This window comes from Synechococcus sp. OH30 (assembly GCF_047462175.1).
Lineage (GTDB): Bacteria > Cyanobacteriota > Cyanobacteriia > Thermostichales > Thermostichaceae > Thermostichus.
On record NZ_JANSIP010000001.1, the window covers coordinates 162,910 to 188,923 of the forward strand.

General features: G+C 60.0%; 26 protein-coding genes and 1 tRNA gene. 8 read left to right on the forward strand and 19 right to left on the reverse strand.

Annotation, left to right across the window (positions count from 1 at the left end; translation table 11 throughout):
* Window positions 1–6: 6 nt before the first annotated feature.
* From NW830_RS00875 to NW830_RS00920, 10 genes are all read right to left on the reverse strand, one after another.
* Window positions 7–477 (reverse strand): hypothetical protein, encoded by a 471-nt coding sequence (locus NW830_RS00875; RefSeq protein WP_414359770.1) that lies wholly within the window; start codon window positions 475–477, stop codon window positions 7–9.
* Between the two features lie 94 nt (window positions 478–571).
* Window positions 572–1,117: a GTP-binding protein gene (locus tag NW830_RS00880; RefSeq protein WP_414359769.1), complete on the reverse strand. Its 546-nt coding sequence runs from the start codon at window positions 1,115–1,117 to the stop codon at window positions 572–574.
* A gap of 62 nt (window positions 1,118–1,179) precedes the next feature.
* The gene (locus tag NW830_RS00885; RefSeq protein ID WP_414359766.1) at window positions 1,180–1,737 is read right to left on the reverse strand and encodes a protoglobin domain-containing protein; all 558 of its coding nucleotides are present in this window, start codon (window positions 1,735–1,737) and stop codon (window positions 1,180–1,182) included.
* A gap of 46 nt (window positions 1,738–1,783) precedes the next feature.
* Window positions 1,784–2,152, reverse strand: a complete 369-nt coding sequence (locus tag NW830_RS00890; RefSeq protein WP_414359763.1) for a roadblock/LC7 domain-containing protein — start codon at window positions 2,150–2,152, stop codon at window positions 1,784–1,786.
* 94 nt (window positions 2,153–2,246) lie between these two features.
* The gene (locus NW830_RS00895; RefSeq protein WP_414359760.1) at window positions 2,247–3,134 is read right to left on the reverse strand and encodes a DUF4388 domain-containing protein; all 888 of its coding nucleotides are present in this window, start codon (window positions 3,132–3,134) and stop codon (window positions 2,247–2,249) included.
* Between the two features lie 62 nt (window positions 3,135–3,196).
* Window positions 3,197–4,024 carry a DUF4388 domain-containing protein gene (locus tag NW830_RS00900; protein WP_414359758.1) on the reverse strand — a complete coding sequence of 276 codons (828 nt, stop codon included), beginning with the start codon at window positions 4,022–4,024 and terminating at the stop codon, window positions 3,197–3,199.
* A 285-nt stretch (window positions 4,025–4,309) separates the two neighbouring features.
* Window positions 4,310–6,793, reverse strand: a complete 2,484-nt coding sequence (locus tag NW830_RS00905; RefSeq protein ID WP_414359756.1) for a heavy metal translocating P-type ATPase — start codon at window positions 6,791–6,793, stop codon at window positions 4,310–4,312.
* A gap of 141 nt (window positions 6,794–6,934) precedes the next feature.
* The gene (locus tag NW830_RS00910; protein ID WP_414359753.1) at window positions 6,935–7,204 is read right to left on the reverse strand and encodes a hypothetical protein; all 270 of its coding nucleotides are present in this window, start codon (window positions 7,202–7,204) and stop codon (window positions 6,935–6,937) included.
* A gap of 12 nt (window positions 7,205–7,216) precedes the next feature.
* On the reverse strand, window positions 7,217–8,482 hold the full coding sequence (gene fabF / locus NW830_RS00915) for a beta-ketoacyl-ACP synthase II (protein WP_414359751.1): 1,266 nt from the start codon (window positions 8,480–8,482) through the stop codon (window positions 7,217–7,219).
* A 93-nt stretch (window positions 8,483–8,575) separates the two neighbouring features.
* Window positions 8,576–8,821, reverse strand: a complete 246-nt coding sequence (locus tag NW830_RS00920) for an acyl carrier protein (protein ID WP_414359749.1) — start codon at window positions 8,819–8,821, stop codon at window positions 8,576–8,578.
* Window positions 8,822–9,011: 190 nt separating this feature from the next.
* Here NW830_RS00920 and rpsF point away from each other — a divergent pair, with 190 nt between their 5' ends.
* The 3 genes from rpsF (at window position 9,012) to NW830_RS00935 (ending at window position 10,464) form a co-directional block, all read left to right on the forward strand.
* Window positions 9,012–9,302, forward strand: a complete 291-nt coding sequence (gene rpsF / locus NW830_RS00925; RefSeq protein ID WP_414359746.1) for a 30S ribosomal protein S6 — start codon at window positions 9,012–9,014, stop codon at window positions 9,300–9,302.
* Between the two features lie 84 nt (window positions 9,303–9,386).
* Window positions 9,387–9,782 (forward strand): single-stranded DNA-binding protein, encoded by a 396-nt coding sequence (locus tag NW830_RS00930; protein ID WP_414359743.1) that lies wholly within the window; start codon window positions 9,387–9,389, stop codon window positions 9,780–9,782.
* Between the two features lie 148 nt (window positions 9,783–9,930).
* Window positions 9,931–10,464, forward strand: a complete 534-nt coding sequence (locus tag NW830_RS00935; RefSeq protein WP_414359740.1) for a universal stress protein — start codon at window positions 9,931–9,933, stop codon at window positions 10,462–10,464.
* Here NW830_RS00935 and NW830_RS00940 read toward each other — a convergent pair.
* The 5 genes from NW830_RS00940 to purM all read right to left on the reverse strand — a co-directional run bounded on the left by NW830_RS00940 (window position 10,461) and on the right by purM (window position 16,486).
* Window positions 10,461–11,861, reverse strand: coding sequence for a DUF4340 domain-containing protein (locus NW830_RS00940; RefSeq protein ID WP_414359737.1), 1,401 nt, complete (start codon window positions 11,859–11,861; stop codon window positions 10,461–10,463). The genes NW830_RS00935 and NW830_RS00940 overlap by 4 nt on opposite strands.
* Window positions 11,862–11,879: 18 nt before the next feature.
* On the reverse strand, window positions 11,880–13,448 hold the full coding sequence (locus NW830_RS00945) for a GldG family protein (protein ID WP_414359736.1): 1,569 nt from the start codon (window positions 13,446–13,448) through the stop codon (window positions 11,880–11,882).
* A 24-nt stretch (window positions 13,449–13,472) separates the two neighbouring features.
* On the reverse strand, window positions 13,473–14,258 hold the full coding sequence (locus NW830_RS00950; RefSeq protein WP_414359733.1) for an ABC transporter permease: 786 nt from the start codon (window positions 14,256–14,258) through the stop codon (window positions 13,473–13,475).
* Window positions 14,255–15,289, reverse strand: coding sequence for an ABC transporter ATP-binding protein (locus tag NW830_RS00955; protein WP_414359731.1), 1,035 nt, complete (start codon window positions 15,287–15,289; stop codon window positions 14,255–14,257). Before NW830_RS00955 ends, NW830_RS00950 begins: the two co-directional genes overlap by 4 nt.
* Window positions 15,290–15,439: 150 nt before the next feature.
* A complete protein-coding gene (purM, locus tag NW830_RS00960) occupies window positions 15,440–16,486 on the reverse strand; it encodes a phosphoribosylformylglycinamidine cyclo-ligase (protein WP_414359730.1) in 1,047 nt (348 codons plus the stop codon).
* Between the two features lie 236 nt (window positions 16,487–16,722).
* On the opposite strand from purM, the gene NW830_RS00965 reads away from it, so the two are divergent.
* Window positions 16,723–17,709: a septal ring lytic transglycosylase RlpA family protein gene (locus NW830_RS00965; protein WP_414404515.1), complete on the forward strand. Its 987-nt coding sequence runs from the start codon at window positions 16,723–16,725 to the stop codon at window positions 17,707–17,709.
* A 22-nt stretch (window positions 17,710–17,731) separates the two neighbouring features.
* On the opposite strand, the gene NW830_RS00970 is transcribed toward NW830_RS00965, so the two are convergent.
* Window positions 17,732–18,730: a ribose-phosphate pyrophosphokinase gene (locus tag NW830_RS00970; protein ID WP_414359726.1), complete on the reverse strand. Its 999-nt coding sequence runs from the start codon at window positions 18,728–18,730 to the stop codon at window positions 17,732–17,734.
* Window positions 18,731–19,208: 478 nt separating this feature from the next.
* Here NW830_RS00970 and rodA point away from each other — a divergent pair, with 478 nt between their 5' ends.
* The 3 genes from rodA to NW830_RS00985 all read left to right on the forward strand — a co-directional run bounded on the left by rodA (window position 19,209) and on the right by NW830_RS00985 (window position 22,480).
* Window positions 19,209–20,519, forward strand: coding sequence for a rod shape-determining protein RodA (gene rodA, locus NW830_RS00975; protein WP_414360069.1), 1,311 nt, complete (start codon window positions 19,209–19,211; stop codon window positions 20,517–20,519).
* 128 nt (window positions 20,520–20,647) lie between these two features.
* Entirely contained in the window at window positions 20,648–21,844 is a 1,197-nt protein-coding gene (locus NW830_RS00980) for a cysteine desulfurase family protein (protein ID WP_414359724.1), read from the forward strand.
* Window positions 21,845–21,871: 27 nt separating this feature from the next.
* A complete protein-coding gene (locus NW830_RS00985) occupies window positions 21,872–22,480 on the forward strand; it encodes a CPP1-like family protein (RefSeq protein WP_414359722.1) in 609 nt (202 codons plus the stop codon).
* Window positions 22,481–22,537: 57 nt separating this feature from the next.
* Here the strand turns inward: NW830_RS00985 and NW830_RS00990 are convergent, their stop codons facing one another.
* The 3 genes from NW830_RS00990 to lysA all read right to left on the reverse strand — a co-directional run bounded on the left by NW830_RS00990 (window position 22,538) and on the right by lysA (window position 25,787).
* Window positions 22,538–23,281 carry an isoprenyl transferase gene (locus NW830_RS00990; RefSeq protein WP_414359720.1) on the reverse strand — a complete coding sequence of 248 codons (744 nt, stop codon included), beginning with the start codon at window positions 23,279–23,281 and terminating at the stop codon, window positions 22,538–22,540.
* Between the two features lie 5 nt (window positions 23,282–23,286).
* Window positions 23,287–24,231, reverse strand: a complete 945-nt coding sequence (gene cdaA, locus NW830_RS00995; protein ID WP_414359719.1) for a diadenylate cyclase CdaA — start codon at window positions 24,229–24,231, stop codon at window positions 23,287–23,289.
* 179 nt (window positions 24,232–24,410) lie between these two features.
* Window positions 24,411–25,787 (reverse strand): diaminopimelate decarboxylase, encoded by a 1,377-nt coding sequence (gene lysA, locus NW830_RS01000; protein ID WP_414359717.1) that lies wholly within the window; start codon window positions 25,785–25,787, stop codon window positions 24,411–24,413.
* Between the two features lie 140 nt (window positions 25,788–25,927).
* On the opposite strand from lysA, the gene NW830_RS01005 reads away from it, so the two are divergent.
* Window positions 25,928–26,013 (forward strand) — tRNA-Tyr (locus tag NW830_RS01005).
* Window position 26,014 lies beyond the last annotated feature (1 nt).

Below are 26,014 nucleotides of genomic sequence, written 5' to 3' on the forward strand. Positions count from 1 at the left end.
AGTACGCTATTCTCCTTCCGTGGGCGCCGCTGCCTCAGGATCCAAAACAGCCCCTGCCCCGTAAAAGTCGAGATCAATGGCTTGGGATCCCCCCGTCGCCAACAGATCCATCAGGGATCCCAGCCGCCACCAGATCAATCCTGCCGTACTGAAGACAAGGATCCCGCCGACCAAGGCAGCCAAAGCCAGGGATAAGCCAAACACGTGCAAACAGGCAGCCACAAAGCCAAAAGTAAACCCACAGCAGAGGATATAGGTAAGGATCACCCCTGCTGTGCGGTAGGGAATCTGGCCTTGGCGCTCTCGGTTCCGCTGCCAGAGGGCTACCTGGTACTCCAACTTGTCTTTAAAGATGAGGCCGAAAATAACAGCAAAGAAGCTAAACAGGGCAATGGCCGAGTAGATAGGGGGGTTGACAAAGCTACGGGAAAACTCGCTGCTGACGTAGAGGGACTCCATGAGGCTTACTTGATCCAAGTCTCCCCTAGCTTAACATTCCTTAGCATCTTCTGCTTCCGAGGCAGTACCTACAAGAAGCCGGAAGGGGCCGAGCCATCGCGGCCACCTTCTCTTAGGCGACCACTTGGGGCATCAGTTGCTCAACCAATAGGAGCAGCGTATTGGCCACAGAGGCCGGCTCTTGGGCATTTAAGGTCGTGTGGGGAATCGAGCCATCTTGGTTGTTCAAGATCAGCAGAATGTCTTCCGGATCCCAGGCATTGGGGTGATCGACATGGGTGATCCCGATAACTGAGGGAGCACTTGTCCTAGCTCTCATAAAGGCTTGAATGGCCTGGGCATTGCGAAACTGGCCGGGCAGGTGGGCGGGTACCAAAAGAATATATCCGTGGGCACGCCTAATCAAAATATCCCACATAAAGCTAAAACGGGCCTGGCCGGGGGTGCCGTAGAGATGTAGCCACATCTCTTCTTCCTCTTCGCCAATTCTCAGGCGGCCAAAGTCCATGCTGACCGTTGTGCTCTTCTTAAGTTCTGCCACCTCATCGGTGGCCTTGCGATCCGTATCGACCACTTCGATCTCGCTAATAGTGCGAATAAAAGTGGACTTTCCAGCTCCCACCGGCCCGGTTACAACAATGCGGAGAATATTGTCCATAGCTCTCAGCTCCAAGCCCCCAGCGCAGGCCCACCTATCCCAACCCAATTAATCAAGATTAATCAAGAGGAAGCTAAGCTGTTAGCCCCGGTAGCGATCAAGCGCTTAAACAAAGCCTCGCTCATGCCTGTTTCTTGCTGTACAGCATTATAGGCCACCTCAAGATAGGCCTGCTCAATAAAGGAAAGGTCGATCATACAAACTTTGCTTAGGCTCATCCGCAGTTGTTCGGGCTTGCCCTCTTTGACCAGCCGACGACTCACCTCCTGGACAACCGTCGCCATGGCCGGCACCACGTGTTGAGGGCCAATGCCAACGCGCACATGAACTAGGCCAATTTTCCAGCGGCGATCGGCATACTGGGGACCCCAGTTGTCCATGCCTGTGAACATTTCCTTAAACCAGTCGGCAAAAGTCTGACCCAGCCGCTGCCGGTTATGCTTGGCAATGATGGCCGCCATCTCGGCATCGCGATCCAAATAGCTGTAAAAGGTATCCGACATTTCTGCGGCAATGCTGCTGCCCCAGTCGGCATTTTGCTGCAAAACCTTTCTGTCTTCGTCTGTAAATTGGGTACGCGAGATTAAGACTTGCAGCAGCTCCAAAGGTTTGATAGCCATAGTTCCCTCAGAATCAGGTCAAAGTCAAGCTCAGCTTCCCCGCTCTCTACTTCATGGCTTCCGCAATGCTTGCTGCGGCTCGCTTCATCTCCAAAAACAGCAAACCCTGCTTTACTTCATCACTAGCAATTGTCAACAGTACAGCATCGGGGCCGCAACTGGTTAAAACTCCATATCCCTTTTCTCCCTGCACAAGGACCCTCTCTATGGTTCCACGACCCAACTCTTTCCCAATCCGCTCCCCCAAAGAAAGCATGGCAGCAGACATAGCCGAGGTTCTCTCCTCGTCCATGCCTACGGGCAAGGCGGATGCCAATGGCAGCCCATCAGGAGTAACCACAGCCGCTCCTTGAATTCCTGGCGTGCTGGAAACGTAGTTCTGCAGAATTGCCTGCAAAGAGGATAAGTTAGCCATCCTTTCTCTCCCCGCTCTCAGTCCTTCTTGTCATTTTTCCATCTGTTCTTATACCTGCTGCAGAAGATAGTAGCGCAGAGATCTACCCAAAAAATCATCTATCACGAACTCCCCTCAGTAAAGTGGCAAGTCGCGCGACGAGGGAGGGCTTAACCTGCTCATTCCCTTCTTGGGAGGGAGGCAGCTTGGTGTTCAGCTTCTCCTTTGCGGTTTCTAGGTTGTCTGCTGCTGGTGCCGACTTGTCCAAGAAAGCCGGGAGAGAAGCAGAAGCAATAGTTGTTGGGCCGTCACAGGGGCTGATGAGCCCCAGCTTGGCCAGGCGGGCGCAGGCATAGCGAACTTCCAGAAGATCTGCCCCCAGCGCCCGGGCTAGGTCGGTCAGCCGGCGCGAAGGCGAAACCTGCTCCAGGATCCCCCACTCTAAGGCAGAGAGCTTGTACAAGGGCAGCTCAGTGCTGGTGCGCCAGAAATAGCTGTCCGGCTGCGGCAGGTTCTCCTCAGGAAACTGATCGAGCTTAAGCTGCTGCAGCGCTTCCAGAACCACAGCACTGGCCCCCTTGCTTAGGCCAGTCATCTCCCGATAAGGCATGGGTGCGTTAGGTAGGAAGCTGAACTGACCCGCTTCCAGAGCAAACAAGCTGTAGAGACCCACCTGCAGTTGATGGCGGAAGAGCTTGGCCAAAGCTGCTGGCGAGATCAACCCTTGCCGCTGCAAACACCGCCCCAGCGGCTCTTCTAGGCCGCAGAAAGAAGCCAGCTTTTCCACCACCCGCTTGCTAACCAAGCCGGAACGGGCCAACAAACTCTCCAAGCAGTGCTCCTCTTCGGGGGGCAGAGCTGCAATCACCCGACCTTGGTAAAACCAGATTCTGTAGATACCGTTTGGGGCCCAGATGGAAAGTTGCCCTGTCTTGCTGCCCCTTTCGATTAGTTGCAACAGATCGGGCAAAGAAAATTCCTGGAGGTCTCCAACGATGGCCATAGCAATTCTTTAGCCTCGTAAAGCCGGCATGGGGAAATGCCATAGGATTTTACCCTGCCGGCTTATTTTTCGCGAATGGTTTTGAGGAGGCTAGAGAGGCGGCTAACCAAAGAAGGCTTAACCGGCTCCTTCTCTTCCCGAAGGGTGGAAAGAAGCTTAGAAGCCGCCGCGAGCGCAGGTTGAGGCGTAGCCGCCGAGCTGTCGCAGGGGCTGATGAGCCCCAACTTGGCCAGGCGGGCACAGGCATAGCGCACTTCCAAGAGATCTGCCTTCAGGGATTGAGCCAACTCAACTAGGTTACGAGCGGGGGAAATCTGCTCTAGGATGGCCCACTCCAGCGGCGAGAGTTTGTACAAGGGCAGCTCGGTGCTGGTGCGCCAGAAGTAGCTGTCCGGCTGCGGCAGGTTTTCTTCCGGGCGCTGCTCCAACCGAAGTTGCTGCAGCGCTTCCAGAACCACGGCGCTGGCCCCTTTGCTTAGGCCGGTCATCTCGCGGTAGGGCAGGGGCACGTTGGGCAAAAAGCTAAACTGGCCAGCTTCTAGAGCAAAGAGGCTGTAGAGCCCCACTTGCAGTTGATGGCGGAAGAGCTTGGCCAAAGCTGCTGGCGAGATCAACCCTTGCCGCTGCAGGCAAAGGCCTAGAGGCTCCTGCAAGCTGCAGAGGAAGGCCAACTCCGCCACCACCTGCTCGTTGACCAGGTTTAAGCGTACCAGCAAGCGCTCCAACCGATGCTCTTCTTGGGGAGATAAGGCCGCCACCACGCGCCCCTGATACAGCCAAACTCGATAAATGCCAGTAGGTGCCCAAACCGACAGTTGGCCTGTTTTCTTTCCTTTTTCCATCAAATGCAACAGGTCGGCTAGGGAAAATTCCTGAAGATCTCCGAGCATTGCCATGTTTCCGCGCTCCCTCTACCTATTGGATCCGGCCTTTTCAGTATTTTCCCGGTTTTTCCCTTGCTAAGCAAGTTACAAAAAAGGGCAACTCCGGGCAAGCTTAAGCTCGATTCTACACTTAGATGCTCAAAAGTTACAGCTAATTCATCTTTTCAATCAAACTTAACCAGAGTCCCCACTCTCTAGGCCTCAATGGAACAGAAGTTGTGGCGGAAATCCAGCAAAACTTCGGAAATAGCAACAGGTACCAGTTGAGATATTTGTAGTTTTTAATACTTTTTAACTCTGACCATCAGAAGATCCACTGGATGTAAAAGTTCGCTTGAGAAGGAGTGAATTGAGGACTACACTGAGGGAGCTGAAGGCCATGAGGCCGCCTGCTAGAGCGGGGCTGAGGCCGAGGCCGAATCCGGGCAGAAGCGCGCCGGCGGCCACCGGGATCCCGACCAGGTTGTAGGCGAAGGCCCAGAGGAGGTTTTGCTGGATTTTGCGGAAGGTGGCGCGGCTAAGGCGGATGGCTTCTACCACGTCCCAGAGGCGGTTGCGCATGAGGATGATATCGGCAGTCTCCAGGGCGGCAGCGGTGGCAGAGTGCAGGGCAATGCCCACATCGGCTTGGGCCAAGGCGGGAGCGTCGTTGATGCCATCCCCCACCATGGCAACTCTCCGGCCCTGGGCCTGCAGATCTCGGATAACCTGGGCTTTATCTGCCGGCTGCACCTCGGCAATGACGCGGATCCCTGGCACCTGTAGAGCTTGGGCCACCTGCTGGGCCACCTCGGCCCGATCCCCAGTCAGTAAGACCACCTGCAGGCCCATTTTCTGGAGCTGTTGCAGGGTTGCCTGGGCATCAGGCCGCAAGGGATCCTGCACCGCCAACAACCCCACCAGGGATCTGTTCAGGGCCACGCCCACCACCGTTTTGCCAGCTTCCAGCAGCGCCTTGGCTTGGGTCTGCGCCTCAGGAGAAAGCGGGATCCCCAGGGCGGCAAACCCCTCTAGGGAGGCCAAGAGGACCTCTTGCCCTTCCACCCGCGCCGAGGCCCCCACTCCCGGCTGGGTGTGAAACTCGTCGGCAGAAAGCAAGGCCAGTCCCCGCTCGCGGGCGGCCCCCAAAATGGCTTGGGCTAGAGGATGGCGGGTGCCGCTTTCTACTGTGGCCGCCAGTTGCAGCAGCCGAGCCGGATCCAGGGCAGGGTCGAGGGCAAGGCAATCCGTTAGGTGCGGATCCCCCTGGGTGAGGGTGCCGGTTTTGTCGAAGACGACTGTTTGCAGGCGGTGGGTTTTCTCCAGGACATCGCCGCCGCGGATGAGCAGTCCCCGCTCCGCACCCAAGCCGGTGCCCACCAAAATGGCTACGGGTGTAGCCAATCCCAGGGCGCAGGGGCAGGCCACCACCAGCACCGAGATGGCCAGCTTAAGGCTAAGGAGCAGAGGGGTAGGATGGGGGGGGTGATCCCCTAGGTGCAGAGAGGAGTGGAGACCAACCCCCATCAGGAGCTCGCTTCCCCAGAGCGGGATCCCAACCCAGTACCAGAAGGCAAAGGTGAGAAGGGCCAGCGCCATCACGCCGTAGGTGAAGTAACCGGCCACCCGGTCGGCCACGCCTTGGATAGGGGCCTTGCGGGCTTGGGCTTCTTCCACCAGACGGATGATCTGGGCCAGGGTGGTGTCTTTCCCGGTGCGCGTAGCCCGGCACAGCAGCAGCCCTGATTGGTTGACCGTCCCGGCCACGACCGGATCCCCTGGCTGTTTGAGCACAGGTAGGGATTCGCCGGTGAGCATGCCCTCGTCCACCGTGGCCTGGCCGGCAATCACTTCTCCATCCACCGGAATCTGCTCCCCGGCCCGCACCTGCAGCCAGTCCCCCACCTGCACTTGTTCGATGGGGCACCACTCTCCCTCTGAGCTCAGGGATCCCCCCGCCTCTTGGGGTGGCACTCGGCGAGCCAAGCTGGGGCGCAGGCTCAGCAAGGCCTGCAAGCTGCTGGCGGCCCGCAGACGGCTCTGCTGCTCCAGGGCCCGCCCCAGCAGGATGAAGCTAAGCAGCATCACCGGCTCGTCAAAGAAGCACTCCCAGCCCACCTGCGGGGCCAACAGCCCCACCAAACTGGCCAGGTAGGCGGATCCGGATCCCAGAGTGACTAGGGTGTTCATGTTGGGAGCCAGCCGCCGCGCCGCCCGCCAGCCGTCCAGGACAAGGCCACGGGCTGGGCCGACGAAGGTCAACGTCGCCAACCCCCAGTGCAGCCAGACCTCGTTGAGGACGGGCAAGCCTAGACGAGTGAACAGATCCAGGTGGCCAGCGGCAGAGATGAGCAGTAAAAAAGCGGCGGTGAGGGCCTGGCGAATGTGGGCTTGGGTCTGCCGCCGCTGCTGGGAGAGGGGATCCGCAGGCGCCTCCAGGGCCCTCTTCCCTCCGGCTGGGGAGGGATCTGGGGGAGAATCGCCCCTGCCGGCGGCACAGGAGCTGGGAAACCCTGCCTCTGTCAAGATCCGGGCCAGATGTTCTGGATCAGGCCGGCTGCCAGGGGCAAATTCCACAAGGGCCGATTCGGTAACTAGGTTAACGCTGGCTTTGACCACCCCCGGCTGGTTGAGCAAGACTTGCTCGACGGCCCGAACACAGCCGGCGCAGCTCATGCCTCCAACATGAAGCAGCAGGGATCCCTGCCCAGCCTGTTCCTGAAAGGGCCCGTGGGACTTCTCTAGGTCTGGCGGCTGAGCTATCCGCTTGGGGAACTTCGCATCTGTAGTAGCCATCTCTAGCGGGTCAACGAAACTTTTCCCTCACCCCCCCGCCTCTCTCCTCTTGGGAGAGGGAAGCAGTTCCGCAGCCATGAGTAGTGAGCCTGGGGGTAAGGAGATCCCCCCTATCCTAGCGTTGGCATCTCAGGCCCTTACCTATCCCCTTTGAACCCGCCGCTCAAACTCCTCGCGGGTGGCATCCACCAGTTGCACCGCCTCTGGGTAGAGCTGCGGGTGGTTTTGCTTAAGCCAACTCAAGAGCCGCGCCAACTGGGCGGCGCAGAGATCCAGATCGGCCTGAAAAATCACTGCCGCTGCCATGTGCTGGGCGTATTCGGGGGGATGGCCCTGCTGTGTCAGCTCCGCCGTCAAGGCGGCCAAAGCCTGCTGGCGAACAGAGGGGGCGGAGCCTTCCGGGATGGACATAGGCGGGATCCCTCAATCAGCAGAGTAGCGGCGCAGGGCTAAGGTCACGTTATGCCCCCCAAACCCAAAGGCATTGACCAGGGCCACGTCAATGGCCATCTGCCGCGCCTTGTGGGGCACAAAGTCCAGCCCTTCGCACTCGGGGTCAGGGTTATCCAGATTAAGGGTGGGGGGAACCCAGCCGTGGTAGATGGCCAGGGCCGTCGCCACGGTAGCAATGCCGCCTGCCCCCCCCAACAGGTGACCGGTCATGGATTTGGTGGCGCTAATAGCCAGGCGAGGGGCATGCTCGCCGAAAACTGCCTTGATGGCCTGCACCTCGGCAACATCCCCCACAGGCGTGCTGGTGGCATGGGCGTTGATGTGCTGCACCTCTTCTGGCCGGATCCCTGCATCTTTGAGGGCTAGCCGCATTGCGCGGGCAGCGCCCTCGCCGCCGGGAGCAGGGTTGGTGATGTGGTGGGCATCACAGGTAAGGCCGTAGCCGACGATCTCGGCGTAGATCTTGGCACCGCGGGCGCGGGCATGTTCCAGCTCCTCCAGCAGGAGGATCCCCGCTCCCTCCCCCATCACAAAGCCATCCCGATCCCGGTCAAAGGGCCGGCAGGCCTGCGCAGGAGCCTCATTGCGGGTGGAAAGGGCCTTCATGGCGCTGAAGCCAGCCACCGACAGGGGAGTCACTGCCGCTTCTGTGCCCCCTGTAATGGCCACCTGCACTTCCCCCCGCTGGATAAGCCGAAAGGCATCGCCAATGGCGTTGGAGCCGGAAGCACAGGCCGTCACCGTGCAGGAATTGGGCCCCTTGGCGCCAAAGTGAATGGCCACATGGCCCGCCGCCATATTGGCAATCATCATCGGTACCATGAAGGGGCTGCAGCGATCCGGCCCTTTTTGCAAGTAGATGGTCTGCTGCTCTTCCAAAACCCGGATGCCGCCAATGCCAGTACCCAAGATTACCCCCACCTGCTCGGCGTTGAGATCGGTAATGCGAAACTGGGCGTCCTCCAGCGCTTGTTGGGTGGCAGCCAATGCCAGATGGACGAAGCGGTCGGTGCGCTTGACGTCCTTGCGGTCCAGGTAGTCGAGGGGATCAAAGCCCTTCACCTCCCCGGCAATGCGGCACTCGTGGCGAGAGGCGTCAAAGTGGGTAATTGGCCCAATGCCAGAGCGCCCTGCCAGCAGACCCTGCCAAAACTCGGCAGGAGAGTTGCCAAGGGGGGTTATCGCCCCCAGGCCCGTGATGACAACGCGACGGTGGGAGTTGGTTGGGACGGACATAGGAGCGGCGGCAGGATCCATAGACAACCGTGAGTCCTCTTCCTTAGCACTCCCCCTCGAGGGGGAAGGGGGAGGCCTACCCCCTCTCCCAGCTTAGGCAGCCTTCTTGGAGAGGATGTAGTTGACGGCATCCTGCACCGTGGCAATGCCCTGGGCATCCTCATCGGGGATTTCTAGATCGAATTCCTCCTCGAATGCCATGACCAGCTCTACGGTATCAAGACTGTCGGCCCCTAGGTCGTTCTGGAAATTGGCCTCCAGGGTTACTTTGTCGTCCTCAACACCCAGTTGTTCGGACACAATCTTGCGAACCCGCTGGTAGACTTCCTCGGCACTCATGCTTGCAACCCTGCAGTCTCTTGGCTATAGCTATCAAAGTACCCCCCTATTGTATCGAACAAGGGATCTCCTCTTGCGAGAGGCATGCCTACTTTTTTGACCGCAGAGGGGGGAAATGGCTTTTCCGGTTCCAGAAAGAGCAGCTAGGATAGTCAATTGCATCTTAGAGTCTCGAGGAGAACCTGCTTCCATGCCCCGCGCCTATGAAACGATGCTGATTGTGCGCCCCGACCTCTCGCAGGAACCCCTAGCCCAACTTCTCAGCGAACAGGAGTCACTCCTACGAGAAAACGGGGCGACCGACCTGGAAATTACCAACCGTGGCAAGCGTCGCTTCGCTGGGTTTGAGATGAAAAAGTTTAAGGAAGGACTGTACATCCAGTTCAACTACAAGGCCGAGCCGAAGGCAGTGGCCACCTGGGAGAAAAATCTGCGCATCAACGAGAACGTGCTGCGCTACATGACCCTGCGCCGGGATTGAGTCAACAGAATCCCATCCTGAGCCCAGACTACAATGTCAAGGGGCCTTGTTTCCACCTACTAGTGAACTTCCTGGGGCTTAGTCATGAACTCGATTGTTTTGATGGGGGAGGTAGCGAGTGAGCCAGAGCTGCGCTACACACCCGATAACCTAGCGGTTGCATCTTTGCTCCTGCGCTTCCCCAGCTTGCGCCCAGAGGAGCCGCCCTACCAGGTGCGGGTTGCCTCTTTTGGAGAGCTGGCCCAGCGGGTGGTGGATACCTGTCACGTGGGGGATCAGATCACAGTAGAGGGTCAGCTGCACATGAATGTGGTAGAGCGGGATGGACGCAAGGAGAAGCTGGCGGAGATCACCGCCCGCCGCATCCATCAACTTAGCTCTGCTCGGGTTCTCTCCCTAACGGGGATGGGCGACTCCAGCAGGGAGACTGTTGAAGAAGAGGTCGCCCCTCTGCCTGACCAAGACGAGATCCCGTTCTAGAGGCGGTGGGCCTCCAACTGCTGCTCAGCCCTGGAGAGCTCCTACTTGGCAAGCTTCACCCACCTCCCCCAAGGAGGGGGTGGGTTGAGGAGCAAGCAGAAGGTTGCCCCTTTTGCCTAGAGAGGTCAATGCAGTTAAGGAAGTTGGTATGTTCAGCAGGATTCTGGTGGCAGTGGATCGGTCGGAGTTGAGTGAAGGGGTATTTCAAGGGGCCCTCCAGGTGGCAAAGGCCCTAGGGGCTCAGATGATGCTCCTCCACGTTTTGTCGCAGGAAGAGCCTGGCGCTCCCGAGCCGCCGATGATCTTGGGCATGGACTACAACTCTACTCTCAGCGCCGAGCTGTGGCAATCCTACCGGGAGCAGTGCGCCATTTTCGAGCAAAACCAGATGAACTACCTGCGCTCTCTGGTGGAGAGGGCGGCCGAGGAGGGAGTGTGCGCCGAGTACAACCTCAGCTATGGCAGTCCCGGTCGGGTCATCTGTGACTTGGCCCGCTCTTGGCAAGCCGACCTAATCGTTGTGGGTCGCCGCGGTTACTCTGGGCTGAGCGAGCTGTTTTTAGGTAGCGTCAGCAACTATGTGCTCCACCACGCCCCCTGCTCAGTTCTAACCCTCCAGGGAGAGAAGCTGAGAAAGGGATCCCAGCAGCAGGAAAACCAAATGGCCACCCCGCCGTCCTAGGGCGAAGCCTTTTCCTCTGCTTCTTTCTCCTCTAGCAGTTGCTTGACCTCTGTTTCAATGCTGTTGAAGGTGCTAAGGTCGAGCACAGCTATATCGGGTTGGCGGCTACTGCGGGCATAGGCGCGTAGGCCAGCGGCACTGAGGCTCAGGGTCAGGGGCTCCTGCTCTGTCTCAGGCTTGGGTGCAATGTCAAGCTTGAGGTCTGGCGTGGCTAGGGCCTTCTGGGCGTCGGGATCGGTTTCTGGCACAAACTCCTTGGCACGGGCAGCATTGAGGCTGGCCAAGAGAGAGCTGAGGTTAACTGGCTGGCCGGGTCGTTCTGGGTTTTCCCAGCGCAGCTCCAGCGATCCCTTCTCCTGCGGCAGAGGGTTGAGGGTAACTCGCTCCCCTAGCGACTCTAGGGTAACTTGGCCGACTTGGTTGGGGTTGAGGCGGGCAAGGCGGTGATCCCGCAGCTCCTCCAGGTCGGCGCGGAGGATGTCGGCAGTACTGGTGAGGAGGGTAGCCACCGCCGGGTGTTCAGAGGTAATGACGTACACCTGGCCCTCTTGCTCCGCTCCTAAGGCCACGCTCAGGGTTTTGCCGTCCTTGAGCTCAACGCTTAGCTGGGCAGAGGGCTTCTCCAGCCCATAGGGAGCCAGCTCTGCCTTGGTTTCAGCGGGAAACTCCACCGCCTGCAGACGAGACAGGGTGTTGAGCAGGCGGTCAACGTTGAGGTCATCGGCAGGCAGCTCTCTGGGCTCGACAATCTGCCAAGTCTCCTCCTGCCGCTGCAAGCGGACAACCTCTGGCTCTGCCTCGGCCAATTGCACTTGGAGAGACTTCACCGCCGCCCTATCAAAGCGCAGCAGGGTTTTGTCCCGCAACGTCAAAAGGGAAGGAAGCAGGGATCCCTTCTGACTGCTGGCCAAGAGCACTACCTTGCCTCCTTCGGGTTGGGCGTAGAAGCCGGAGCCGTCGAAGTTGTCATTGCCGATGGCCAGGCGATAAGGATCCCCTTCCTTGGGGAAAAGAGCAAGCTGGTAGCGCGGCTGGTCTAGACCAAAAGCAGCTAGATCGCTGGCTTCCTCCAAGGTTACCTGGGGCGTGAGGCGGGAGAAGGTGTTGAGGAGCTGCTCCACCGGAAAGTCCAGGGCTGCTGACTGGATGGGCTGGAGGACGCGCCAGCGAGAGCCTTCTTCTCCCTCAGGAGTGCGCTCCAAAACAATTGCTTCGGGTTTCCCCTCTTTTTGCTGGCGGATCTCGATGCGGGCAATGGTGTCGGGGGCAAAGTGGAAAAGCCGCGCCCGCTCCGCCTGCTGCTGCTGGCGCAGCTGCTGGAAACTGTCGAGGAGGAAATACCCCAGCAGAGCGGCCACCGCCAAACCCAAGAGAATCCAGGTGCTGCGCTTAAACATGCTTGTCCTCCCCCAGCTCTACCGCCTTTGCCACCAAAGCACGGCCCCCACCCCCAACGCCACCAGCGGCAGGAGTACCGTCGATCCCAGCACCAACCAGCGGAAGTTCTGGTCGGTCAGGGTGAGACGGCGGTCGGTAATAGATTTGGGGCGGATGGAGATCTGCTCGGTCTGTTCGGTTAGCCAGTTAACCGCGTTGAGGAAGAGATCCCGGTTGCCCTGCTGCCGCAGGTTGCCGTCAAGAGCAAAGTTGACATTGCCAATGACCACCAGGCGGGCCTCAGGTGCTGAACTCTGCTGGGAATCCTGCTTCTCGCTTCTTTCCAGCCGGCGGCTCAAGGCGACACCTAGGGTTAGCGGGCCAGGCTTGTCTTGAGCCGGGTCAAATTGCACGGGGCCAGCCTCCAGGTTGGGGCTGGTCTCCCCCCAGCTCTGGGGGCTGGTGCGCAGCAAGGGTGTGGCCTGGATCCCTTCGCGGGCTTGGGTTTCTACAGAACGAGCCAGAGGAAAGAGGGTCATCAGCCTCTGCTCGGCCAAGGGGGCGGTAATAGGGTGATCCCCGTAGGTGGTAACTAGGGCAACTGCCGGCCCCGTGCCCAGGAGTTGGCTGACGCTGCTCACCTCGATAAGGATGTCATCTCCCAAAACCACGCCCCACTCTTCCAGCAAGGGATCCAAGCCAGCATCCACCCGTGGCCCAATGAGCAGCAGCAGGCGCCCTCCCTTGGCCAGGTACTCCTGCAGCTTCTCCACCTCCCCCGGGAAGAGAGCCCGCTGCGGCCCTGCCAACACCAGCACATCGGCCTTGTCCGGGATCTCCGACTGCACCAGGTTCAAAGGCTCCACCCGATAGCCTTCCTGGCCGAGGGCTGCCACGGCCTGGGCCAGGGTGGGGGTGCCTTCCCGCGCTTCTAGGCCCACTTCCCCATGCCCTTGCACGAAATAGGCCAGCAGCTCCCCGCGGTTGACCACTTTAGACAAGACGGGGGTCAGTTTGCTCTCCAGCTCAGGGGCAGGGGGCTGCGGCAGTTGCTGCCGGCTTTCTCCCGCCTCCACCACCAGGGTGTTGTTTTGCGTCACCTGCAGCCGCTGCACCGTTAGGGGATCGCGGTTGGGATCCACAAACTCAAATTGGAAGCGCTCAGGGTTGAGGCGGCGGTAGCGCTCCAGTTGCTCCCGCAGGTTGGGATCCGGCGCCGTGGTAACCACCCAGACTTTCACCGGCTGGGCCAACCCCTGCAGCAGTTGCCGGGTTTGAGGCGAGAGGGTAAACAGGCCCTCCTCAGTGAGATCCAGGCGCAGGTCGTAGCGCACCGCTACCACATTCACCAGCACCAGGATGACGGCCATCGCCGCCACCGCCACCAGGATGTTGGCGTTGGTCTGAGTGGATCGCAGCCCCAAGAACAGGCTCACCTCCTGCCGGTGGGTGAAGCCCCAAACCACCACCAGAGCCAAGCCCGTGGCCATGAGGCTGAGGGGCACCGCCGTCCAGCCGGTGAGAGCGGATCCCACCAGCAGGCCGATGGCAATCACACCAAGGCCGACGATCCCCGTCCAATCTGCCAGTGCCCGCCAGTCCTTCATCACTGCACGCCTCCCAAGACAACCCTAGCCCTGCTGCCAGCGCAAGCTTTCCACCGACTGCACCGTGGCAAACAGCCCCAGCACAATGATGCTGAGGAAAAGGACGACGCTACTGCTGCTGAGGATCCCTTGCACCCAGTTGCTGTATTGCTGCAGCAGGGAGATGTGCCGCAGGGTAGCGGCAATCCACGTGTTCTCCTGGCCGGCGGCAGCGTCGATGACCCAGAGCAGCAGGATCAACCCAAAGGTAGCCACTGCAGCAATGAGGGTGCTGTCTGTTAGAGAAGAGACAAATAACCCCAAAGCCATGACACTACCCGCCAGCAGGGCAAGTCCCACATAGCCCATCAGAGTTAAGCGGTAATCCACCGCTGGCCTGGCGCTACTTAGCACCAGCACGTGGTAAACCAGAGGCGGCAGCAATAAGGTAATGAAGAACACCCAGACCGCCAGCCACTTGCCCAGGGCCACCTCTAGGTTGGTAATGGGGGAGGTAGCCAACAGCTCCATCGTGCCCCGCCGCCGCTCCTCGGCGTAGGAGCTCATGGTGAAGATAGGCAATAAAAATAGGGAAAGGGTGCTCAGCAAATTGAGAAACTGCTGCGACAGGATGGTGGCGGCATCGAAGGGGTTCTCTTGGCCAAACTGGGCAAAGAGATCCACCTGCTGGGAGAAGTTAATGACCCGCACCAAGATGTTGACAAAGAAAAACCCCGCCAGGCCCCAGAACACCGCCGCCACCACATAGGCAATGGGGGAGGTGAAGTAGCCGCGCAGTTCTTTGCGAAAAATGGCCACTGCTCCGTTCATGCTGCTTCCTCCAATGTGCCTGCGGATCCCTCTTGGGTGGTGAGCTGCAGGAAAATCTCTTCCAAAGAAGCCTGGGGACGACCGATCTCGTAGAGGTCGATCCCCGCCTGCACCAGGACCCTGGCCACCTCCGGGATCCAGCCTAAGGACTCTGTCCCTTTGTCGCGAACGGCAGCAACGTTGCTTTTAAGCTGCACCTGCCAGCGAGGGGGATCGGATCCCAGGGGCTGCAAACTCACCACCTCCACCTGGGGCAGGTTTTGCAGGGCCGCCCGGATGGCCGTTTCCTCAGGGGCGCCCACCACCAGCTTTGCCTGCTGCCGATCCTGCACCTGTGCCGTCAGCTCGGCAGGCGTGCCGATGGCTGCCACCTGGCCGCGGTTGATGATCACCACCCGGTCGCAGGTCATGCTTACCTCCGGCAGGATGTGGGTGGAGAGGATGATGGTGTGCTCCCCTGCCAGACTTTTGATGAGGTTGCGCACCTCGATGATCTGCTTGGGATCCAGCCCAATTGTGGGCTCGTCGAGGATAATCACGGGCGGGTCGTGCACTAAAGCTTGGGCCAGGCCCACCCGCTGCTTGTACCCCTTGGAGAGCTTGCGGATGAGGGTGTGGCGCTTGTCTTCCAGGCTGCAGCGGCGAATTACCTCGTCTACCCGCCTAGGTCGGTCACCAGCGCTGACCCGCTTAATCTGGGCAACAAAGTGCAGGTAGGCCTCCACCGTCATATCGGGGTAGAGGGGCGGGTTTTCTGGCAAATAGCCAATGCGCTGCCGCACTGCCATCGGGTTTTCGTGCACATCAAACCCGGCCACCCGCGCCGTTCCTTCCGTAGCCGGCAAGTACCCCGCCAGAATGCGCATCGAGGTGGTCTTGCCGGCGCCATTGGGCCCTAGAAACCCCATGATCTCGCCGGCATTCACCTGGAAAGAAATATCGCGGATGGCGGTAAAGCTGCCGTAGGTTTTGCTCAGATGCTCTACCTCAATGGCAGCCATGGTTGCCGAAGCAGTGGATAAACCTGTCATCGACGCTTCCTCGCTTAGAGGGTTAGCGGCAGTTGTGGACCCAGAAGGCCTGTTAAGCCGGGGACAAACGACGCCAAGGCCATTTGCAAACTTAGCATAGCGGCGCCCGGCCTCGGCAGACGGGATCCCCATCCCCCTTTTGGTGGGGACTCAAGGTCCTAGGGATCCCCACTCCTCCAGCCCCAAGACCCGGCTCTCCCCAGGGCGGGCGGCCACCACCTCGCCAATAGGGAAGGCTTCCGGCAGCAGCGATCTCAGCAAATCTTCCGCCGCAGGGGGCACCACCAGCACATAGCCCACCCCCAGGTTAAAGGTGTTGAACATCTCCAAAGTCTCCACCTGGCCCTGCTCCTGCAGCCAGAGAAATTCCTGTGGGATGGGCCAACTGTGGGGCTCTAGCCGCGCCGCCTGGCTAGGAGCCAAACAGCGGGGCAAGTTTTCCGGGATGCCGCCGCCGGTGATGTGAGCCATGCCGTGGATGGGGATCCCTGCCGCTTGCAGCCGCTGCACCGCCTGCACGTAGATGCGGGTGGGGGTGAGAAACACCTCCGCCAAAGGCCGATCCCAGCCGGAGGGTTGGTGGTCCCAGCGCCAGCCTCGCTCGGCCACAATGCGCCGCACCAGGCTGAAGCCGTTGCTGTGCAGGCCGCTGCTGGGCAGAGCCCACAGCCGATCCCCCAGCTGCACCTGAGAGCCGTCTAGAATGTCTGCCTTGTCCACAACCCCAACGCAAAATCCCGCCAAGTCGTACTTTCCAGGCGGGTAGAATCCCGGCATCTCCGCCGTTTCTCCCCCCAGCAGTTGGCAGCCGGCCTCCTGGCAGCCCGCTAAAATGCCCTCGATGACTTGCCAGAGGGCCTCTGGCTGCAGCTTGCCGGTGGCAATGTAGTCCAGGAAAAACAGCGGCTTGGCTCCCACCGTCAGCACGTCGTTGACACACATGGCCACTAGATCAATACCGACGCCGCGGTGCTGCCCCCACTGCTGGGCAATCTCCAGCTTGGTCCCCACTCCATCGGCCCCGGCCACCAGAACCGGGGCACGGTAGCCTGCTGGCAGCTCGAACAAGCCGGCAAAGCCGCCAATGCTACCCAAGACTCCGGGGGAACCTGTAGAACTCCGTTCAACGCGCTCCCGGATCCCTTGGACAAAAGCGCGTCCGCGATCGATGTCAACCCCTGCTGAGCGGTAGTCCAAGATGCCAAATACCCTTACGATAACTGGACTTGGGCTTTTGCGCCTGGGCAGGCAAACCAGTCAATCCAGAAACCCATGGTACATTAACTTCTGTTTTAGCCATCGCGTTGGAAGTTGGACGAGTTGAAGAGGAGCGCGGCCTCATGCAAACTCAAAAATGGCTTGGACAGGGACTGGCTCCTGCCCCCAAGTTGGGCTTGGTTAGCTGTCTCTGTGTCACAGCTTTAAGCTGGCCCATGGGTCTGCTCAGTAATGCCAGGGCCCAAGCGTCAGCCCGCAGTGGCTCTACCACCACCCAAGCCGCAGAGTTACCCCTGGAAGGCCCTTCGCTTTCTCCCGCAGCCAAGCTTGTCTTTGCTCCCCAGCCCAATCCTTCCCTGCCTGCAAAACCTGGCACCTTGAACGTGCAGGACTTGTCGTCTCTCCTCCCCTCCCCCCAGGCAAGCCTCCCTCGGCTCCTCGAAGAGCCCATCCTCAAGATTGGCGAACAAAAGCAGTCTGCTCCTCAGCCCATTGCCACCCTCTACGCCTACCTAATCGACGGGCGGCAGGCGGTTACCGTCTATGTGCGGGACTTGCCCATTGTTACCTTTGTCGAGCACCCTCGCTTGGAGCCGCCGTTGCTGCGGGCCAGTTCTCTAGTGGCCCAGCTCAACCAAATGGCCCAGGGATCTCTAGAAGACACCACCATCACCCTGGCTTGGACCGAGCCCAAATCCGGGGATCGTCTCTATGCCGTTCGGGTTAACGGCAAGGAATTGTTGCGTGTTGATGAAGGCGTACTCCTGGTGGATAACCAACGCCCAGTGGATACAGCCCTTCTGGCCACCAATCGGCTGCGCCGGCTGCTGCTGGGTGCTCCTCCTCTCCCTGCTCCTGTCTTGCCGCAGCTGGCTACTCTAAAAGCCAAGACTGCCGCTCCGCCGCCGCCAGTTCCAGTCCAGCAGCTCAAGGCTAGTCTAGTGCAGGAAGGGATCGCCTCTTGGTACGACCTACACCCCACTCGCAACGAGATGACGGCAGCCCACCCTACGCTGCCCTTCGGGACGGTAGTGCGGGTAACCAACCTGAGGAATGGCCGCCAGGTTGTGGTGCGCATCAATGATCGCGGCCCCTTTATCCCCAATCGAATTATCGACCTCTCCCTAAGGGCGGCAGAAGCTCTGGGTATGGTGCAGGCAGGCCTTGCCCCCGTGCGCGTGGAGGTGCTCCCCAGGCGCTAGAGCGGGGGCAAAGGCGGCTCCGTTAGTGGAACATGCTGCTGACGGAGCTATCTTCGTGGATACGCCAGATAGCTTCCCCTAGCACATTGGCCACCGAGAGGATGGTCAGCCCAGGAAACTGCTTCTCTGGCGGGACAGGAATGGTGTTGGTAACAATCACCTCTTCAAACAAGCCGCCTTGCAGGCGTTCAATGGCGGGATCGGAAAAGACAGGATGAATGGCACAGGCATAAACTGCCTTGGCTCCCGCCTTGCGCAGCAACTTTGCCCCTTCGGAGATGGTGCCCGCCGTGTCAATCATATCATCCACGAGGATGGCAATCTTTCCCCGCACGTCGCCAATGAGGTTCATGACCTCCACATCATTGTGGGCCTGGCGACGCTTGTCAATGATGGCCAGCGGAGCTTCCTTGAGTTTTTTGGCAAAAGCACGGGCCCGCGCCACACCCCCCACATCGGGAGACACAACGACAATGTCTTCCTCGAGGAGGCCTTTTTCTTTGAGGTAGGCCTGAAGAACCGGCTGGGCATAGACGTGGTCGAGGGGGATGTCGAAGTAGCCCTGGATCTGGGCCGAGTGCAGATCCATGGCCAGCACCCGGTGGGCTCCCGCCTGAGTAATCATATTGGCCACCAGTTTGGCCGTGATGGCCTCCCGTCCCGCCGTTTTGCGGTCGGCACGGGCATAGCCGTAGTAGGGCAAAACGGCCGTGATCTGGCGAGCAGAGGCGCGGCGGCAGGCGTCAATGATCACCAACAGCTCCATGAGGTGATCATTGACTGGGCGGCAGGTGGGCTGGATGAGGTAAACATCGGCGCCGCGAATCGACTCCTGGATTTGAATGTACAGCTCGCCATCGGCAAAGCGCTTGCGCAGTATCGGGCCCAGGTCTAAGCCCAAATACCGGGCTACCTCCTGGGCTAAAGCTGGATTGGCACTCCCGGAAAATATCTTAAGCCGATTGCTCTCAGAAACAGGCGGCAGCGGAGAAGGACGAAGAAAGGGGGCAGAGCGAACCACAGATCGGTGTTGAACTCGTCCGTAGCTAGCGCCCAAAGGCACGCCCTGCTATCGTAGCATTAGCTTTTCCCGCCCCAGCAACTGTGTCTTTACCTAGCAAGCTTGGCTTTCTTAAGGCCCGAGATAACGTCTGCGGAGATCCCGGCAGCAGGTCTGGGGGGGTGAGCAGCTGCCACAGGAATGAGTGCCAGGGGTTACCTCTAGCGGCGAGGGGATCCCAGCCAGACTGGGCTTGGCCTAGAAGCGCTGGGGTTTGGGTCTACTTGGTGTTTGCACCGCTTCTAGTTGGGTTGCTGGGGATCGGCCGGCTCTGGAGTTGCGGCTGCTGCCTTTGCAGTGGGGGAAGAGCCCCTGCAGGGGTAACCCGTGGCAAGGTCTTGGCGGTGCGCATACGGAGCAGCCCTGTTTTAGCGGCAGGGCTTTAGAGCCAGTTTTCCAGTAAGCTAGTGCCGATGTTGCTCCGGCGGCTATGGCTCTCCTGCTAGGTAATCCTGATCCCAAGGCAGCCTCCTTGCCCGTCTGGCAACGGTTTTTGAGGCAAGTTGTCACCCCCTGGCGCGAGTTCGACAGCATTTTGCTGGCCACGGTGCTGGCCTTGACAGGCATCGGCATTATTGCCATCCGCAGCGTGGTCTGGGAGCGGCCCATCAGCCATTACTGGCTGCAGCAGTTGGTGATGGCTGGCATTGGCCTAGGGTTTTTGGGAATGGTGGCGCGGATCCCCTATGAACGACTGTTGCGCTGGCATTGGTTGACCTACTTCCTAACCTTGGCAAGCTTGATTGCGGTGCTCTTCCTCGGCACGGCAGCAGGGGGGGCAGAGCGGTGGATCTCCATTGCCGGCTTCCAGCTCCAGCCTTCCGAGTTTGCCAAGTTGGGGGTCATTATTACCCTGGCAGCTATTTTGCACCACTGGCCCATCCGGTACTTCAGCCAGATTTGGGTGGCTGTTGCCGTCATTGCTCCTCCTTGGATTTTGATCTTTCTTCAGCCCAATTTGGGTACGGCCCTGGTGTTTGTGGCCATTTTGCTGGTCATGCTCTACTGGGCTGGAGCCAAGGGCAGTTGGATCCTCTTGCTGGTGTCGCCGGCGGTGGGAGCCATTCTCTATGGCCTGCACACCCGCCCAGGATTGAGCTGGATGCTCTGGGTTTGGCTAATCTGGTGCCTGGGCATGGTGAGCCTAGCCGCTTGGCGGCTGCCTTGGCGGTGGTCGGGGGCGCTAAGCTTTGGAGTGCTCAACCTGCTCTCCGGACATCTGGGCCAGCTGGCCTGGCACATCCTCAAGCCCTACCAGCGGCGGCGGCTGGAGATCTTCATTGATCCCATGCAAGAGCCCTGGGGATCCGGCTACCACCTGATTCAGTCCCGCATTGCCATCGGCGCCGGCGGGCTCTGGGGCCGGGGCATCCAGCAGGGCACCCAAACCCAACTGGACTTCATTCCCGAGCAGCACACCGATTTCATCTTCTCAGCCATTGGGGAAGAGATGGGCTTTGTCGGCACCCTGACGGTGCTGCTCCTGTTTTGGATTCTGTGCGCGCGGCTGATCTGGATTGCCCAGGGGGCCAAGGACAATTTTGGCTCCCTAATTACCATTGGGGTGCTGGCCATGATCCTCTTTCAGGCGGTTGTCAATATTGGTATGACAATTGGCTTGGCTCCCATTACCGGCCTGCCCTTGCCTTTTTTGAGTTACGGCCGCTCCGCTCTGTTGACCAACTTTCTGGCCATTGGTCTGGTGGAATCGGTGGCCATGCACCGCCAACGCCCTAGCCTTTTCAAGTAGGCAGCCCCCGCCAAGCGGAGGCCATTGCCCTGCTGGCCGCAGGAGGGGTACTAGTGCCCCCTTGGGCAGGACTTGTCAGCAAGCCGGCCCTAAGATGGGGACATAGAGACCTAAGGTGTGAGCTGCTCATGCTGGATCCCGCGCTTTACTTTGACCACAGCGCCACCACGCCGCCTCGGCCGGAGGTCATCGAGGCCATGCGGCTGGTGATGCAGGAAAGTTGGGGCAACCCCTCCAGCTTGCATAGGTGGGGGGAACGGGCGGCCATGGCCATGGAACGGGCGCGGCAGCAGGTGGCTGAGCTGCTTAACTGTGAGCCGGAGGCGCTGGTGTTTACCTCTGGCGGGACGGAGTCGAACAACCTGGCCCTATTTGGGGTGGCTCAGCGCTACTCCACCCCCCAACACCTCATCATCTCCAGTGTCGAGCACGCCTCGGTGGAAAACGCCGCCCGCCAGCTGCAGGCCCAGGGCTGGGAGGTAACCCGCCTGGCAGTGAACTCCGCTGGCCAGGTGGATCCCCAAACCCTGATCCAGGCGTTGCGGCCCAACACCGCTCTGGTCTCCATCATCCACGGCCAGAATGAGGTGGGATCCCTGCAGCCCATTGCTGAGCTGGGCTACATCTGCCGCCAGGCGGGAGTGCTCTTCCACACTGACGCAGTGCAGACGGTAGGGCGGATCCCCTTGGATCTGGCGCAGCTGCCTGTGGATCTGCTCTCCTTGTCTGGGCACAAGCTCTACGGGCCACAGGGGGTGGGGGCGCTGTACGTGCGCCCAGGGGTGGAGCTGCAACCGCTACTGCGGGGGGGCGGCCAAGAACGGCGGCTGCGAGCCGGCACCCAAGGGATCCCAGGGATCGTTGGCCTGGGGGTGGCGGCAGCTTTGGCTGCCCAAGAGCTGGAGCGGGAGACGGCCCGCCTACGGCAGCTGCAGCGGCACTTGGCCCAGTTGCTGGCTTCCGTGCCCGGTTTGCGGCTAACTGGCCCTGCAGATCTGGAGCAACGCCTGCCCCACCACCTCAGCTACTGCACCGCCGCGATCCCGGGGCACGTGCTGGTGAGGGAGATGAGCCGCCAGGGAATCGCCATCAGCGCCGGCTCTGCCTGTAGTAGTGGACAACAGATCCCTAGCCGCATTCTCCTGGCCATGGGCTATTCTGAGGCTGAGGCCCTGGGATCTATCCGCCTTAGCCTGGGCAGGGCTACCACTCCAGCAGCCGTTGAGCAGGTGGCCCAATCGCTGCGGGCGTTGCTCCTGGCGGCGGCGAGGCTAGACCCTCAACCCTCCCAGGCGGTTCTTCAATTGGCGGCTAGGCTAGGGTGATAGAGAGTTACAAGCAGGCTGGTCGTCATGGCTGAGATGAGTCCCTATCAAGTGCTGGGGGTCAGTGAAGAAGCCTCTTTTGAGGAGATCCAGTCGGCGCGGGCACGACTCCTAGCCAGCTTGGCTGCAGATGAAGCGCAGCAGGAACGGGTGGAGCAAGCCTACGACGCTATCCTGATGCAGCGCCTGCGCCTGCGCAAAGAGGGCAAGATCCCCGTCCCGGATCGCATTCGCTACGCAGAACAGCGCCCTGGCTCTCCTGCGCCAGAGGTGGGTTTACCCCGCCCGGTCAAGAAGATCTCTTTTGGGTTAAACCGCTGGCTGGACACCCCTTCGGTGGCCACCGCCCTCTGGTCAGCAGGGATTTTGGGAGGGTTGCTAGGTTGGGTTGTCCTCTCCCCCGAAGAGTATCCCTCCTTACAACTGGCGCTGGGGCTGATGACCTCCATCTATTTCCTGTACCGCAAGGAACGCCGCTTCCTCCGCTCTTTCTTCTTGGCGCTGGCGGCCTTGATCCTGGGGCTGGTGTTGGCCTATAGTCTTGCTTTGCCCCTTACCGGTGGCGATGCCCCTGGCCTCCTGTGGGTGGGAATTACATTTGGGTTAATGTGGCTAGTAACCACCTTCTTGCGCTAGCACCTGCCTCAGAGCCCTCGCTCCTCAGTTTTCCTAGAGGGGGGGTAGAGAACCTCCTCACTTGCCAAACCGTCGCTGGCGCGACTGGTAGCTGAGCAGAGCCTGGTGAAAAGCAGCGCGGTCAAAATCGGGCCAAAGGATGGGGGTGAAGTACTGCTCAGTGTAAGCCATCTGCCAGAGCAAAAAGTTACTAAGGCGCATCTCGCCGCTGGTGCGGATTAGTAAGTCGGGATCCGAGAGGCCGTTGGTGTAGAGAAACTGGGAGAAAAGGGCCTCATCAATTTGATCCGGCTGCAGCAGTCCTTGCTGTACCAGGGTGGCAATGGAGCGGCAAGCCTGCAGGATCTCTTGTCTTCCTCCATAGTTGAGAGCCACCGTTAGGCAAAGACCCTCGTTGTGCTGGGTACACTCCACTGCTTGCCCAATGGCCTCCTGTAGAGAGGGGGGCAGGGCCGACAACTGGCCGGCAAACTGAATGCGCACCCCCTGCTCCACCATTTCCTCCAACTCTTGCCACAGCACCCGCTCAAATAAAGTCATGAGGAAATCGACTTCTTCGCGGGCTCGGCCCCAGTTTTCGGTGGAGAAGGCATAGGCAGTAAGGAGCGGGATCCCCCAATCGTGGCAGCAGCGGACGAGCTCCTTCAAGGCCGCTACCCCCCGCTGGTGGCCGACGCTGCGGGGGAGCCCCCGTTTTTGTGCCCACCGCCCGTTGCCATCCATCACCACGGCCACGTGGCGGGGTAACAACTGCGGATCGAGATCGGCAGGTAACTGAAGATAAGCAGGAGAAAGAGTCATGGAGGTTATTCTTTAGGAAGCGTTTTCTCAGGTTTGCGAGAGCGTTTGGCTGAATCAAGCAGGGATCCCCACCAGCGCAACGGTCCGTTGCAAACCCACGAGTGGATCCCCAGTCTCCTGAGAGGAGCCTCTCGTTTTTTGGACTGGCGGGAATGGCGCAACCGCTCTAGCAGCAGCTCATGTAACCTGGCACTGGTTAGGGGACGCTCGATGCGTCCACCCTCTGCTAGAGAGATGGACCCGGTTTCTTCTGAAACCACAATACACAAGCAATTGGCTTGCTCGGTAATCCCCATTGCCGCCCGGTGCCTGGTTCCCAGTTGACGGGAAGCAGCTCGCTCTGAAACTGGCAGGATGACTCCTGCTGCGCGAATGCGATCTCGATGGATAAGAACTGCCCCATCGTGGAGCAAGGTCGAGGTCTGGAAAATCGTCTGCAAAAGCTCCCGCGATACCCGTGCTTGAAGAGAGACCCCCTTGTCAGTAAACACCCGTGAGTCAATAGGCTGATCCGGCTCAATTACAATTAGAGCCCCCGTCCGACTTTGGGAGAGCTCCCGCACGGCTTGCACCACTTCCTCCACCAAGCCCTCCTCATAATCTTCCTCATCCCCGTTTGGAGGATCTGACCCTTCCATGCGGATGATCTTGGCCAACTGCTCCAAGAGCTGCCGCAGCTCTGGCTGAAAGAGCACCCCCATGGCCACGGCCGCAGCCAGGAGCAAGCGATCTAAAATGAGGTGCACCAGCGGCAGCGCCGCTGTGGCCAGGTAGAGCACCAACAGCACCGTAAATCCCCGCACCAGCACCCCGGCCCGGCTCTTGCGGGTGGAATAGAGGGCCAAAGCCAATAGCAGGACAGCCAGTGCCCAATCCAAGAGGCTGAGAAAGGTAAATTGCTGTAGCCAAGCCCATAAGGCCGCCAGCATGCCGAAAAACCCCGTCCACACTCCCCTCGTGCTGCAGACCTTTCGCCTGCGCCGTCCCACCGCGAGAATCTTGCCGGACTGCGGTTCCCTGACCAGCCTACCATTTACCTCCTCCCTGGCTTCCAGGTCTTCCCAGTTGAGCCCAGTAGGCTAGATCCTCCCTGGCAACTTGGGCAGCTCCCTGCTGGCGCTTTTTGCCTCTAGGGCCGCAACTGCTCTGGTAGGATATCCTGACGGATTAAATCGGCATAAGTTTCCCGCCGCAGGATTAACTGGGCCTTCCCTTGGTTGACCAGCACTGCTGCCGGCCGCGGGAAGCGGTTGTAGTTGGAGGCCATGCTGTAGTTGTAGGCGCCGGTGGCCAACACAACTAGGACTTCGCCGGGCGCTGGGTTGGGCAAAAGCACATCTTTCAAGAGCACATCCCCCGACTCGCAGTGTTTTCCGGCCACTGTTACCCTCTGGGTGGCCTCAGCCTCGGGGCGGTTGGCCAGAAGGGCGGTGTAGCGGGCCCCATAGGTGATAGGGCGGGGGTTATCGGACATGCCGCCGTCAATGGTGACGTAGAGACGCCCTTCGGGAAGGTCTTCGCTGGGCGGGATCCACTTCTTGCCCCCCAAGGTGTAGGCAGTTACAGCCGCTGGCCCAACCACAGACCGTCCAGGCTCGCAGAGCACCTTGGGCAGGGGGATCCCAGCGGCAGTGAAACTCTGCTCCACTGCAGTGGCCACGGCTTCCACCCACTCTGGGATGGACGGGGGATCGTCGGATTCGACATAGCGGATCCCCAGGCCGCCGCCCACATTGAGCTCCTGGAGGGGCAGGCCTTTGTCTAACCCTTGCCGCCAGATCTGAGCCAGTACCCCCGCCAGGTCGCGGTGTCCTTGCAGATCAAAAATCTGGGATCCAATGTGGGCGTGGAGCCCGACGCAGTGCAGTTGCGGATGGGCTGCCAGAAAATCAAACACCTCCGGCAGTTGCCACTGGCCAATGCCAAATTTGCTGTCGGTTTGGCCGGTGCGGATGTACTCATGGGTGTGGACGTCAATACCGGGGTTGACCCGCACCAATAAGCGGGCGGGTCGTTCAGGGGTGGCCAGGGCCGCCACCTGCTGCAGCTCGTAGAGGCTATCTACGACCAGGGTGCAGCCCACCTCCAGGGCCATGGCCAGCTCCTCTGCTGACTTGGCGTTGCCGTGCAGGTAGAGATCTTTGCCTCTAGCTCCTGCTTGCAGGGCAGTGTACAGCTCGCCGCCAGAGGCGACATCCAGCCCCAGCCCTTCCTGCAGCGCCAAAGCACAGATGGCCAAGCAGTTCCAGGCTTTCGTAGCATACAAGACTTGGGATTGCCCAGGGTAGCAGCGGGCCCAGGTGTCGCGATAGAGGCGGCAGGCCTGCCGCAGGGTCCATTCGTCCAGGATGTAGAGGGGGGAGCCAAACTGGCGCACCAGCTCCACCACGTCACAGCCACCAATTTCCAGGTGGCCCTGGCGGTTGACGCGGCTAGTTAACGGCTGCAGGGACTGGTTAGGAGAAACGGACTCGACAGAAGGCGGAGTGCTGAGCCTTAAGACCATAGTTGCAAGCTAGAGGCCTGTTTTCCACCCTACCAAGTTTTCTCGCCAATTGGGCTGGGGAAAGCTCCCTCAGCTTCTACCTGGGCCTAAGTTGCTCCTGGGCACCCTTTTTTCTGCTACTATAGAGGACCAGCGTCTATGGGTCGATGCCCGAGTGGTTAAAGGGGGCGGACTGTAAATCCGCTGGCTTACGCCTACGTTGGTTCGAATCCAACTCGGCCCACCAC